Below are 12,736 nucleotides of genomic sequence, written 5' to 3'. Positions count from 1 at the left end.
GCGTTGGCGAGGTGCGGGCGTGAGTGATTGGCGCGACACGACTTTCGAGGTGCGCCTCGGGCCGCCCGGACACGGGGGGTTCTGTGTCGGTCGGCACGAGGGACGCGTGGTGTTCGTCCGGCACGGGTTGCCGGGGGAACTGGTGCGAGTGCGGGTCACCGAGGATCGCGGCGGGTCGTTCTGCCGCGCCGACGCGGTGGAGATCCTCGAGCCGTCCCCGGACCGCGTCCCCGCGACCTGTCCGGTCTCCGGCCCCGGCGGTGCTGGCTGCTGCGACTTCTCCTACGCCACTCCGAAAGCGCAACGGGCACTGAAGGCTTCGGTGGTCGCCGAACAACTGCGCAGGCTCGCGGGGATCGAACGCGAGATCGTCGTTGAACCGATCACCGGCGCGGGCGACACCACCGGCGGCTGGCGCACCCGGATCCGACTGGCCGTCGACGCCGAAGGGCGAGCGGGCGTACACGGCTACCGCAGCACCGAGGTGATCACGGATCTGCGCTGCCCCCAACCCGTTTCGGGTGCGCTCGACGGCGTGGCGGATCGATTGTGGACGCCCGGAGCGGATTTGGTGATCGCCGTCGACGGCGACGGTGTGCGCCACATCATCGAACTGGCCCCCGCCGTCGAGAAGGGGCGCTCGAAGTCACGCGGTAGTGAGTGGCAGCAAGCCGAGCCGAGCGCGACCGGTGAGCGTCGCGGAGATCAGCGCGGCCGTGATCGCCGCGGCCGTGCCGATCGCCGCCGTGCCGGTGCCGAGGACGAGCGCGGGCGGAAGTCCCGAGCCGACGACCAGGGTGTGCGCGGACCTGACGACCGGGCCGGGCGCAGCGGAATCGAACGCGACAACCGTCGCCGCCCGACCGGCAAACCTGTCAGTGACCTGCGCGGAGAAGACGCACCCGGTATCACCGAGCGCACCCACCGCCGCCGTCCCGGCGAGATCGGTGGGGTCTGGCGCGGGGGCACTGCGCGGCGCGGTTCAGAGCAGAACGACGATCGCGGCCCCGATGAGACGGACGGCGGTCGTCGGCGCGCGGTGGAGCGTGACAGCGACCGACACGATGGCCTCGATCGGCTCGGCAGTGCTGACCGTGCGCGAGACGGGCTGCGCGGTACTGATGAGCATCGAGGTCGGCAGGATGCCGATCGCAGTGGTGACCGGGCCGGATCGGGTCGTCGTGACGGGTTGCCCGGCTTTGATGAGCATAGTGGCGATCGTCGTAGCGCCAATGAGTCTGGTGGCGGCCAGCGCGGGGGCGATGCACGAGGTGGCTCGCGCGGTCGCGATGGGTCGCAAGGTGCTGATGAGCGCGCCGCGGCACGCTACGACGCCGACGGTCGGCTCGAGGCACCGCAGGCCGGTGAGCGGCGCAATGCGTCTGCTCGGCGCGCGGCCACCCATGCCGCGCGCGACGAGTGGGTGATCTCGGGAACCGGGCGCGCGGTCGAGTACGTCGCGGGCCGCCGGTGGGAGGTCTCAGCGACCGGCTTCTGGCAAGCACATCACGGTGCCGCGCAATGCTATTCGGACCTGGTAGCAGAATGGTCCGGCCTGCACCCCGGCGGCCTGGCCTGGGATCTGTACAGCGGCGCAGGCGTTTTCGCCTCCCGCCTCGCCGACCAGGTCGGCCAGACCGGCGCGGTCCTCGCGGTGGAGTCCGCCCGCTCAGCAGTCGCCGACGGCACCGCGGCCCTCCGCGACCTGCCGTGGCTCGACCTGCACGCCCAACGGGTAGAACGCTGGGTCGCCGAACGAGTCGGCGGCGCAGCCCCCGACACCATCGTCCTCGATCCACCCCGCGCAGGCGCAGGCAAAGAAGTCGTCGCCGCCATCACCACAACCGGCCCCCTCCGCATCATCCACATCGGCTGCGACCCAGCCGCTTTCGCCCGGGACCTTGGCCTCTACCAATCCGCCGGCTACCACCTCACCGACCTCCGCGCCTTCGACGCCTTCCCCGGCACCCACCACGTCGAATGCATAGCCCTGCTGGAGCGTTCAGCCCAGGAGTGACGCAACAGCGTCGGGTCAGTCGCCGTATACCGGGGGCCGGCGGTCGCGGCGGGCGCGGATGGCTTCGTCGAAGTTGTCGGTGGTCAGGCGGACGTAGAGTTGGGCCATTCCCTCGTGCTGCATGTGGGATTCGAAGCTGCCTGCTTCCATCCCGCTCCACAGCATGCGTTTGGTGAGTTCGGTGCCGACGCGGCTGAAGCTGATGATGCGGTCGGCCACGTCGTAGCAGGTTTCGAGGAGTTTGGCGGCGGGCACGGTGCGGGAGACGAGGCCGATGCGTTCGGCTTCGGCGGCGTCGACGTCGCGGCCGGACAGCATGATCTCGAACGCGCGGGAGGAGCCGATGGCGCGCGGTAGCAAGTAGCTGATGCCGAGCTCGGTGGAGGTGAGGCCATTGTTGATGCCTGCCGCGCGAAAGTAGGCTTCCTCGGCCGCGATTCGCATGTCGGTGCAGACACTCAGACAGAATCCGCCACCGATAGCAGCGCCGTTGATCGCGCCGATCACCGGCTGATTCATCCGCCGCAGCGTGATCATCACATCGTTGAGCAGATCCATCGACCGCCGCGCAATGCTGGTCACGGTCAGCCCCTCGACATTGGGCACCTTCCCCGCACTCTGCAGATCGGCACCGGAGCAAAACCCCTGCCCCGCCCCGGTAAGCACGACAACCCGGATATCGTTGTCGGCGCTGACTTCTTCCAACGCCTCGCGCAGCGGAATCATCACATCGAACGCCATCGCGTTCATCCGATCGGGCCGATTCAGCGTGACCAGAGCAATATGCGGTCGCGGTGTATCAACGAGCACGAACGACACGTGAGATCACCCTTGCCGCAAGGGATGCGGTGCATTAGCCGAACGATGGCCAGGAGTTCGCCGGTGCCGCAAAGGATTCTGCTTTAGCGGTTGCCGGGCGGACGGGGAACCAGGTGAACAGGACTGCCGCGATGATGATGAGTACACCCCAGCCGACGAATCCGTACCCGGCGAGTAGTGGGTTCGCCTCGTGTTCGGTGGAGTTGAATAGGCCGAACAGCATTGCGCTGCCGTTGAATGCGGCGTGGGCGACGGCGCACGGCCAGATGCTGCCGGTGTACATCCGTAGCCAGCCGAGGATGGCGCCGAACGGTACGCAGAATCCGATGAACGCGACGGCGGCCCAGGCGCCGAGGTTCGGATAGTTGTAGCCGAGCAGGGTGAGCGGCGCGTGCCATAGCGCCCAGATCACGCCGGTGGCAACGATTCCGGCGGTGATGCCGAGGCGGCCGGTGAGCTGCGGCATCAGCCAGCCGCGCCAGCCGAGTTCCTCGCCGAGCGCGAACGGCAGGGTACCGAGGGTGGCGACGGTGACCGCGTCGAGGACGACGGCCGCCACGATCGAGGGGCTCGGGAATTCGAAGATGTACACGTCGAACACCACGCTCAGGGCGAAGGCCAGCCACAAGAACAGCGGTGCCGCGAACCAGGCGATCACGATCAGCCACGCTGTCCGCCGAGGTCGGGCGCCGAGCCGTAACCCGTTCTGCGCCAACAGCGCAGCCCAGGATAGTCGCCGGTATCGCCACACCGCCAACACACCGAGCGCCGGGGCGAGCATCATCAGCGCGGCACCCGTGTGCAACCACAGCCCGGACCGCAGACCTTCACCATCGAGCCAGGGCCCGGATGCGAGCACCCAGGCCGCACCGACCGCGACGAGCAGGAACAGAATGAAATCGTTGCGCCGAGCGATCATCCGACATCCTTAGGACGGAGTGCTGCTATACCTACTCGGACGCGGTGGACGTCCGTCCGGTTCCATCGATGTCGAAAGTTCTTCGCTGGTAGGGCCTTGCCGCCGGGTCAGAACGGCGGTGGCTCGTCGCCAGACGATCTGTTGCGCAGGCCAGCCGACACGAGCAACGGTTGGTAGGCAGGCTGTCCGATGTCCGAGCCGGAGACGTGCCGGACGGTAAGCCGGAGCGGGCCGGACTGCTGGAGGGCGATGAGTTCACCGAGATGAACCGCCATCGGGTCGGGATCTGTGAGCGTATCGATCACGGACCGCAGTTCGTACGGCTTGCGAGCAGCTCCGAGCGCGCCACCGGCGGTGGCGTTTTCGGCTTCGCGCGGGGAGCTGGGCGGTATTGCCCGCTCCGGGAACAGATATCCCGCGCCCTCCGGCTCGGTCGTCACGATTTCCCCACCGGGCGTACACCATTCGACCAGACGACCGGCGTGATGGACAACGGTCCACCCGTTCCGCCCGTTATCGGCGAGAGTCTTCAGCCGATGATGGCGTCGGCACAACCCACCGAGATTGTCTCCGCTGGTGCGCCCGCCCTGCGCCGGGTTTCGATGGTCGAACGGCCGCTGGTGGTCGAGATCGGCTGCGGCAGCGGGGACTCCGCATCCGGGCGCCCGGCAGGTCCCGTCGATCGCGCGGACCCGGGCCGCGAGCGCGGCCGACGGCCGGTACCGCAGTTCCGCATCGTCTGCCGAATGGGGTTCGGTCATGGGCGCTTCGAGGTCGTGGCGTGCGGACCCGGAGTTCGTAGTTGTTGCCGCCGAGTCGATTCCGCCGACCTGGTCGGTATCGGACGCGAGCGCGGTTTCGGCATCCGGGATGACCACGAATTGGGCGTGGCGGGCGAGCTGGCGGGCCAGGGTTGGGTCGATGGCGCCGTATCCGGCGAGGAAGGCTGGGTTGTCGGCGAGCCCCGCGAGGGTGTCCGCGGAAACGCCGACCTGGATGAGGGCCTTGCGGGCGGACTTTCGGTATTCCTCGGTGGATCCGGCGGCGCGGCAGTCGGGCTGGCCGCAGCCGCAGATCAGGTGGCCGGTGCCGTCCGCGAGGGCGACGAGCGCGTCGGCGCGGCGTTGGTGCACCGTGCGTGGGTCGCGGGCGCAGCATTCGGTGGTCGCCATTTCGCGGAGTCGGGCATAAAGGGTTTGCCCGCCTGCTGCGGGCAGCACACCTTCGAGAAAACTTGTTCCGTCTCCGGCATTCTTGATTTGAACGTATCGGTCGGCTTCGGCGCTTTCTCGGCGCGCTGTTTGTCCGGCCGGATCTTCTTCCAGCAACCAGCGGCGCAAGGTACGTCGCACTCGATTCGGGTCGGCCGTTTCCGCGTATCGGACAATGCGTTGTTCGAGCCGGTCGATCACCTCGCGGTCGGCCGCGCGCAGTACGTCGAAGATCACCCGGGCGCGCGGCAGGTCGATGCGGCCTTCGGTGAATGCCGCACGGGTGCAGGGGAATTGGAACTCCAACGCGAGCCCGAGGTCGATCAGGGTGTCGGCCTGCCGTTGCGATATCCGCAACATCATCGCTGCCTCGGTGGCGGCGCTCTGCCCGGCGTAGGCTGCGTTGACTCCGAATTCCATTTCCCGCGCACGACGCTGTCGATACAGCGCGACAAGCAACTCGATTTCACGTGACTGAGCAATGGCGGCAGCGCGATGAGCGTCCCGCAATTGCGGGACCATCTCCTCATCGGTGGACCACTCCACCCGCTGTTTGCTCATACCCGAATTGTATTCGAACAGAAGAGCGACACGCCAGCGCGATCTATCGACCGACACGCGAAAGTCCCACTACGGCAATTGATTACCCGATACCAGCGGTAGCTTAGTCCGGCTGGATTAATCCAGTTGCCAGGTAACGCGAATCCCCGCCGAGATCTCACTCTCGCCGAGCTCCACCGGAACCGGCGCGGCACCGTATGCATCCATCGCGATCGACATCGCCTTCACACGCGGAATGGAAGGCGGTGCGGAGGCAGTGTTCTCGGTGATCTCGAGCACTGAGCCGAGCGCCCGACCCGCACGCGCCGCGAACTGCTCCGCCTTGGCCACCGCGTTCTCCCACGCCGCGTCCCGCGCTTGGACGAGCAGCGATTCCTGGTCGGCGAACGTAAGATTCAGCCCACCGAGCCGAACATCATCGCCACCCGCATCGACAGCGTTGGCGATGATCGTCGCCGGACCCGGATCGGCATCATCACCGAGGTTGCGCAGTGCGATGGTCAGCGACGTGCTCGCGAGATACCCGGTGATGCGGTTGCCCTGACCCTCGGTCCACACGGTCTCGGTGTGCACAGACAATCCGCTGGTCGCGATGTCCTTGCCCTCGACACCATCGGAGCGCAGCGAACGGGTGACACCCGCGACCCGCTCACCGGCCTTGCTGTACGCAGTCGCGACCTTGCTGGCCCGACATTCGACGGAAATCGTGACGCGCATCAGATCGGGCGTAGCGCGCGCGGTGCCGCTACCGAAAATCGTGACGGTGCCCGCCCCAGCGGACTCGGACTTCTCGCTCACGGCATACTCCTCAATCGTTCGACGGTGAGTCTCGCTTCAAGTGGTCAACGGCGGAAACCGCGCAATCGTCCCCGCGGGCCGAAGTTCAATAGTCACCCCCACGCACCGCAATCGCCCGCACCGCCGCATCCATCTGCGCATAAGCCCCCGCCGCCAACCGCTCGAGCAACGCCAACTTCAACTGCGGCGCCCGCGAAGCGAGCTGATCGAACCGAGCCGGATTCAACACCGCGACCCGCACCCCGCTCTCCGCCCGCGCCTCGTTCACGAACGGCGTCCCCACCAGCATCGGAATCTCCCCGAACGACATCCCCGACGACAAACTCACCAGCCGATGCGTCCGATCATCACTGCCCACGAAGGTGATTCGCACCCGCCCCTCCAGGATCAGATACAACCCGGACCGCGCACTCCCGCGCCGCGCGATCACCTCACCGCGCGCGAAAGTGTGCCCCTCGAACTCCTTGGCCAACTGCACCCGATCATCGGCCTCGAGCGCGGCGAGCGCCGGATGATCCTCGATCGAGATCGACGTGCACACCGGCTCGTCATCGGGCCGGTGCTGCGCGAGCACGATGTCCTCACACCATTCGGTCGCGGTGTCGCGGTCGATGAAGACCCGCCCGTGCGGATCGTCCGGATCCAGGCTGGACGCCATGTGCCCGAGCTTGGCATCGGGATCGACCAGCGCCACCCGCACGCCGACCGCCGCGAGCTCGGTCTGCAGATCGTCGATCATCCGCACCGCGATCGCGCTCACCTCACCGACTCGGCGCAGATCCACCACGAGCGCCTCCAGCTCGCCCGCCTGCGCCTCGATGGTCCGCACCGCGCTCTCCGCGCCCGCGAACAACAGATCGCCGTGCAACTCGTAGACCCGCGCCCGATGCCCGTGTTCGGCGAGCACGGCGATCTCGTCGGTCGTCCTGCGCAGCCGCGACGGCACCTCGGCCACCGAGTATCCGGCCCGGATCGCCGCCCGTGCCGCCCGCGTGACGTGCAGAAAGTGCAGCTCCAGCCGCTGCGACAGCTCCCGGCAGGCCGCGACGCCGCGCACGCTGTTGCCGTGCTTGTCGAGCCGAGGGGAGTAGACCGCGATGCCGATCTGCCCGGGCAGCACCGCGACGATGCCGCCGCCGACCCCGCTCTTCGCGGGCAGCCCGACGCTGGTCACCCAGTCGCCCGCCGCGTTGTACATGCCGCAGGTGGTCATCACGCTGAGCACCCGCTCGGTCAATGCCGTCGACAGCGCGCGCTCCCCGGTCACCGGGTTGCGTCCGTTGTTGGCCAGTGTCGCCGCCATCTGCGCGAGGTCGCGGCAGGTCACGTCGAGCGAGCACTGCCGGAAGTAGCGGTCCACCGCCTCGTCCGGATCGGAGTCGATGATGCCGAACGAGCGCAGCATGTATCCGATCGCGCGATTGCGGAAACCGGTGCGCGCCTCGGACGCGTACACCGACTCGTTCATGCTCAGTTCGCGCCCGGCGAAGCGTGAATAGCAGCGGCGGATGCGCTCGAATCGCTCGATCGCATCCGAGCCGGTGATCAGCGAGGCGGCGGTGATCGCGCCCGCGTTGATCATCGGATTGCGCGGCCGCTCGGTCACCGGATCCAAACTGATCTCGTTGAACGCCTCCCCGGAGGGCTCCACATCGATGCGTTCGTCCACGAACTCGGTGCCGCGATCGGCGAGCGCGAGTGCGTAGGTGAACGGTTTGGAGATCGACTGGATGGTGAATGCGGTGTCCAGATCGCCGGTGCCGTAGACCCGCCCGTCGGCGGTGGCCAGGCACAACGCGAACGAATCCGGCTGCGCCGCAGCGAGTTCCGGAATGTAGTCGGCCAGTGTACCGGAATCGTCGGGTCGGCACAGCTGATAAACGTCGTTGACGATCCTGGACACTACGCCCGGATCGATTGTCCGCTGGATCGCCTCTTCGGGCTGGGCCACACGATCACTGTAGGCCGAGTACGGTATGCCGAGGCTCACATTTCGGCCTGATGTCGGCAGGTGGTGGTCGTTGCCAGGTGTGGCAGTTGGGTTCTCGTTCGAAGGCACTGCCCGCCGCTCCGTAGACTGATCGGATCAGAAGCGCTATCCGGAGGGAGCGAGTTCAGGTGGGAGTGCTTTCCCGGGTCGACACGCCCGAAGATCTTCGTCCGCTCACCGCACCGCAATTGCGTGAGCTGGCGGACGAGATCCGCGATTTCCTCGTGCAAAAGGTTGCTGCGACCGGCGGGCACCTCGGCCCGAACCTAGGCGTGGTCGAGCTGACCATCGCGCTACACCGGATCTTCGATTCGCCGGCCGACCCGTTGATCTTCGACACCGGCCACCAGGCCTACGTGCACAAGATCCTGACCGGTCGCAAGGGCGAGTTCGACACGCTGCGCAAGCAAGGCGGCCTGTCCGGCTACCCGAGTCGCGCCGAGAGCGCGCACGACTGGGTGGAGTCCTCGCACGCCTCCGCGTCGCTGTCCTACGCCGACGGCCTGGCCAAGGCGTTCGCGCTGACCGGCCAGGACCGGCATGTGGTCGCGGTGGTCGGCGACGGCGCCCTCACCGGCGGCATGTGCTGGGAGGCGCTCAACAACATCGCGGGCGCGCCGGACCGGCCGGTGGTGATCGTCGTCAACGACAACGGTCGCTCCTACGCGCCGACCATCGGCGGCCTGGCCGACCGGTTGACCGCGCTGCGCACCCAGCCCGCCTACGAGCACGCGCTCGACGCAGGGAAGCGGATCCTGAAGAGCATCCCGCGGGTCGGCGAGTCCGCGTACTCGATGATGCACGCGGTGAAGGCCGGGATAAAGGACGCGGTGAGCCCGCAGGAGCTGTTCAGCGACCTCGGGATGAAGTACGTCGGTCCGGTCGACGGCCACGACATCGTCGCGCTGGAATCGGCGCTGCGCCGGGCCAAGGACTTCGGCGGACCGGTCGTGGTGCACGCGGTGACGCAGAAGGGGCACGGGTACGCGCCGGCCGAGAACCACATCGCCGACCAGATGCACGCCTGCGATCCCATCGATCCGCTCACCGGCGTTCCCGTTGGCGGGCCGAAGGCGCTCGGCTGGACGGCGGTGTTCTCGCAGGAGCTCATCGCGCACGCCGAACGGCGGGACGACATCGTCGCGATCACCGCGGCCATGCCGGGGCCGACCGGGCTCGCGGCGTTCGGGGAGCGGTTTCCGGAGCGGATGTTCGATGTCGGCATCGCGGAGCAGCATGCGATGGCGTCGGCGGCCGGGCTCGCGCTCGGAGGCATGCACCCTGTTGTCGCGATCTACTCGACGTTCCTGAACCGTGCGTTCGATCAGCTGCTCATGGACGTCGCGCTGTTGAAGCAGCCGGTGACCGTGGTGCTGGATCGCTCCGGCATCACCGGACCCGACGGTGCCAGCCACAACGGCATGTGGGACCTCTCCGTGCTCGGCATCATTCCGGGGATCCGGGTGGCCGCGCCGCGTGACGCGACAACTTTGCGCGAGGAACTGGCGGAGGCGCTCGCCGTCAACGACGGACCCACCGCGATCAGGTTCCCCAAAGGCAGTGTCGCCGACGATATTTCGGCGGTCGAGCGACTCGACGGGGTGGATGTGCTCCGCCTCGCCGCAGGCGATCGCACCAACGACGATCTCGCGCTGGACGGCGGCGGATCGGTCCAGGCGGTACGCGGCGACGTCCTGCTGGTAGCCGTCGGCTCGTTCGCCGAGGTTGCCATGCAGACCGCGGATCTGCTGGAGGCCGAAGGGGTTTCGGTCACCGTGATCGATCCGCGCTGGGTACTCCCGATCTCCGACACCCTGGTCAAGCTCGCCGAGAACTACCGGCTCGTAGTCACTTTGGAAGACGGTGGGCTACACGGCGGCATCGGCTCGACCGTATCGGCTCGGTTGCGTAACTCCGGATTGGACATCCCGACCCGCGATCTCGGTGTGCCACAGCAGTTCCTGGATCACGCGTCACGTGGTGCGGTGCACGCGGAGCTCGGGTTGACCGCACCGGACATCACTCGACGGATCGGTGGGTGGCTCGCCGCACGGTGAGTTAGAGCCGAATCCCGGTACGCGGCTGGGTGTGAACTAGTACTCGGGTTTCGTCTCCAGTCTTACGCGGCCACCCACCTCGATCTGGCCGTTCGGCTGTGGGGCGGTCACGATCCGCGAGCCGCGTCCCTGCGAGATGTGCAGGGGGCGGGCGAGGCTGGCGGTGAGGAGTAGGGCTGCCGCGCCGGTTGCCTCGTCCTCGTCGATGCCGTCGCCGCGGCCAGGGAAGGCGCGGGCCCGGATTTGGCCCGCCGTTTCGTCCTGCCAGGCCCAGGCGTAGATCCAGTCGCCTGGTTCCGGTATCGGCAGTGCGTCTACCTCTGCCGCGGAGTCGTACTGGCGCAGGGTGCGTGGCGGTGCCCAATCGGCTTGCGCCGCAATCCAGGTGAACTCGCCGTCGGAGCGGGTGCCTACGACTCCTGCTTGCGTGACGAGGGTGGGCACGTCGAGTAGCCATGCCGAGCCAACGCACGGGTGACCGGCGAAGGGCAGCCGAAGTGTCGGCGTGTAGATGTCGATGACGCCTCGCTCGGGGTCATCGATGAACACGGTCTCGCTGAAACCCAGCTTCCTGGCGAAGGCTTGGCGTTCGGCTTCCGCTGGAATGGCTGCTCCGTCGCGGACCACGCCGAGGTGGTTGCCATGTCGGCCATCGGCCCCACAGAAGACGCGCAACACGTCGTACTCAGTCACCCACGCAGTCAACCACTTCGGGCGCACCTGCTGAGATCGGACGTGATCAATGGGACATGGTGGTGGAATAACGCGGAACGGCCGCCGCCATGCCCCGTTGGCGGCCAGTGCTATTCGATGCCGCACGGCAATCGCGGTATCGGATCTCGCACTCGTGCAACCAGGCTTCGGAGCGTTCGCAATCCAGCCGATTGGAGCGAGAGACTCCAGGCGATTACCGCGCCGTCGTCGGCATGTAACCGGCGATGGCCCGGAATTCGGCCGGTCCGCCGAAACCCGACGAATCCACATTCAGTGGCACATGGTGGCGGCAAAACGCGAGAAGGGTCCGCCATGGTGTGCCACTGAACGTGGATTCAGGTCTGAGCCGCCGCGATGAATAGCGGTACGGCCACGAGGAGGCGGCCCGATCGGGCGCGGGTGGTCTGTTCCGTCAGCCAGCGGTCGGCGCGTTCTTGGTTCAGGTTGTTGGTGGCGACTGCTGCTGCGGCGAGGCCCGTCAGCATCGGTAGCATGAGTTCGTCGGTGAAGATCGGTGTGCGTGCTTCCACGGTTACATCGTGGAAACCGCTGGCCAGGAGCAGGTTCCGGTATCCGCGGGCGGAGCGAGGGCTGGTGATCGTATCGGCTCGGGCGTGTACGACAGTGCGGGTGGTTTCCGGGTCGTCGGAGTCGATGATGATGGCGTCCCAGTCCTGGCCGAGGAGCACGATGCGTCCGCCCGGGATGAGGACTCGTCGAGCCTCGTTCAATGCCTCCACCGGGTCGGCGATTTCATGGAATACCTTGTCGGCGCGGAAGCCGGACACCGATTCATCCGCCAGCGGAAGGGCTTCCGCGCTGCCGAGGCGGAAGTCCAGTGCGGGCCAGCGTCTTCGCGCAACATCGATCATCTGCTCGCTCGGATCAACGCCGATCGCGACAGCACCCCGACCGGCCAGTTCGCTGACCGCGCGGCCCGACCCGCAGCCGACATCCACCACCACGGCGGTGGGATCTGCATGCAACAGGTCGTAGGAATGGGTGCGGAGGTCGGCGGCGCCTGGTGCGGCGTCGATGGCGTCGAGGCGTTGGATCAAGGTGGACATGGTGGTCATCGTGCGACTTAATGTTGACATGAAGTCAAGCGATGCGGTGTGCAGTATCGGGGCTGTGGCGGCTCGGTTCGGCCTGGGCACGCACGTCTTGCGGCATTGGGAGTCCGTGGGTCTGCTTATTCCGGAACGGGATTCGGCCGAGCGGCGGCGGTATGGCGAGGATGACGTCTTTCGGGTGGCGGTGATCCTGCGTGCCAAGGAGGCCGGGTTCACTCTCGACGACATCCATACGATGCTCACGACCTCTAACCGCTCGGTGGTGCTCAGTCGGCAGCGGGACGAACTGCGGGCGCGGATCGCCACCGCGCAGGCATCGCTGGAGATGATCGAGCACGCCATGGCTTGCGAGCACGCCGATTTCACTACCTGCCCACACTTTCAAGCGGCCGTGGCGGAGCGCCTGCTTCGGCGATAATGCGAAGGATGGACGAGCACACGGTCGAGAATCTGTTCGCCGATCGCCCGGACGCGCTGCGCCTGTTCCGCAGTCTGGCGCCGCGGATCGAAGCGCTCGGCGCGATCACCACCGCGGTCACCAAGAGCCAGGTCTCCTTCGGCGCCGACCGAATGTTCG

General features: G+C 67.2%; 10 protein-coding genes and 1 pseudogene. 4 read left to right on the top strand and 7 right to left on the bottom strand.

Annotated features, from left to right (window positions below; all coding sequences use genetic code 11):
- The first annotated feature begins 19 nt into the window (after positions 1–19).
- A complete protein-coding gene (locus ACQPW1_RS34465) occupies positions 20–2,017 on the top strand; it encodes a TRAM domain-containing protein (RefSeq protein ID WP_433656299.1) in 1,998 nt (665 codons plus the stop codon).
- 15 nt (positions 2,018–2,032) lie between these two features.
- Here ACQPW1_RS34465 and ACQPW1_RS34460 read toward each other — a convergent pair whose 3' ends face one another.
- The 5 genes from ACQPW1_RS34460 to glsA form a co-directional block, all read right to left on the bottom strand.
- Positions 2,033–2,836 carry an enoyl-CoA hydratase gene (locus ACQPW1_RS34460; protein ID WP_433656297.1) on the bottom strand — a complete coding sequence of 268 codons (804 nt, stop codon included), beginning with the start codon at positions 2,834–2,836 and terminating at the stop codon, positions 2,033–2,035.
- 34 nt (positions 2,837–2,870) lie between these two features.
- Complete coding sequence (locus ACQPW1_RS34455; RefSeq protein ID WP_433656295.1) at positions 2,871–3,755, bottom strand: lysostaphin resistance A-like protein; 885 nt, start codon at positions 3,753–3,755, stop codon at positions 2,871–2,873.
- A gap of 107 nt (positions 3,756–3,862) precedes the next feature.
- Entirely contained in the window at positions 3,863–5,527 is a 1,665-nt protein-coding gene (locus tag ACQPW1_RS34450) for a DUF222 domain-containing protein (protein ID WP_433656293.1), read from the bottom strand.
- Positions 5,528–5,644: 117 nt separating this feature from the next.
- Complete coding sequence (locus tag ACQPW1_RS34445) at positions 5,645–6,325, bottom strand: SIMPL domain-containing protein (RefSeq protein WP_433656291.1); 681 nt, start codon at positions 6,323–6,325, stop codon at positions 5,645–5,647.
- An 85-nt stretch (positions 6,326–6,410) separates the two neighbouring features.
- Positions 6,411–8,276, bottom strand: a complete 1,866-nt coding sequence (glsA, locus tag ACQPW1_RS34440; protein WP_433656289.1) for a glutaminase A — start codon at positions 8,274–8,276, stop codon at positions 6,411–6,413.
- Between the two features lie 167 nt (positions 8,277–8,443).
- Between glsA and dxs the strand changes: the two genes are divergently transcribed.
- Positions 8,444–10,372, top strand: coding sequence for a 1-deoxy-D-xylulose-5-phosphate synthase (dxs, locus tag ACQPW1_RS34435; protein ID WP_433656287.1), 1,929 nt, complete (start codon positions 8,444–8,446; stop codon positions 10,370–10,372).
- Between the two features lie 36 nt (positions 10,373–10,408).
- On the opposite strand, the gene ACQPW1_RS34430 is transcribed toward dxs, so the two are convergent.
- Positions 10,409–11,065: a PhzF family phenazine biosynthesis protein gene (locus tag ACQPW1_RS34430; protein WP_433656285.1), complete on the bottom strand. Its 657-nt coding sequence runs from the start codon at positions 11,063–11,065 to the stop codon at positions 10,409–10,411.
- A 356-nt stretch (positions 11,066–11,421) separates the two neighbouring features.
- Positions 11,422–12,153 (bottom strand): methyltransferase domain-containing protein, encoded by a 732-nt coding sequence (locus ACQPW1_RS34425; protein ID WP_433656284.1) that lies wholly within the window; start codon positions 12,151–12,153, stop codon positions 11,422–11,424.
- On the opposite strand from ACQPW1_RS34425, the gene ACQPW1_RS34420 reads away from it, so the two are divergent.
- The gene (locus ACQPW1_RS34420; RefSeq protein WP_433656282.1) at positions 12,152–12,577 is read left to right on the top strand and encodes a MerR family transcriptional regulator; all 426 of its coding nucleotides are present in this window, start codon (positions 12,152–12,154) and stop codon (positions 12,575–12,577) included. The two genes, ACQPW1_RS34425 and ACQPW1_RS34420, sit on opposite strands and share 2 nt — an antisense overlap.
- Positions 12,577–12,720, top strand: a pseudogene (locus ACQPW1_RS34415) (hypothetical protein); the annotation flags it as partial. The gene ACQPW1_RS34420 and the pseudogene ACQPW1_RS34415, both read left to right, overlap by 1 nt.
- Between the last annotated feature and the right edge of the window lie 16 nt (positions 12,721–12,736).

This window comes from Nocardia sp. CA-128927, from assembly GCF_050955855.1.
Taxonomy (GTDB): domain Bacteria; phylum Actinomycetota; class Actinomycetes; order Mycobacteriales; family Mycobacteriaceae; genus Nocardia.
The sequence above is the reverse complement of the archived record's forward strand: the minus strand, read 5'-3'. Positions and strand labels throughout refer to the sequence as shown.

Bases quoted from the DNA above. Each gene is read 5' to 3' on its own strand.
- ACQPW1_RS34450 (WP_433656293.1), bottom strand. From the start codon at position 5,527: ATGAGCAAACAGCGGGTGGAGTGGTCCACCGATGAGGAGATGGTCCCG.
- ACQPW1_RS34425 (WP_433656284.1), bottom strand. From the start codon at position 12,153: ATGTCCACCTTGATCCAACGCCTCGACGCCATCGACGCCGCACCAGGC.
- ACQPW1_RS34420 (WP_433656282.1), top strand. From the start codon at position 12,152: ATGGTGGTCATCGTGCGACTTAATGTTGACATGAAGTCAAGCGATGCG.
- ACQPW1_RS34455 (WP_433656295.1), bottom strand. From the start codon at position 3,755: ATGATCGCTCGGCGCAACGATTTCATTCTGTTCCTGCTCGTCGCGGTC.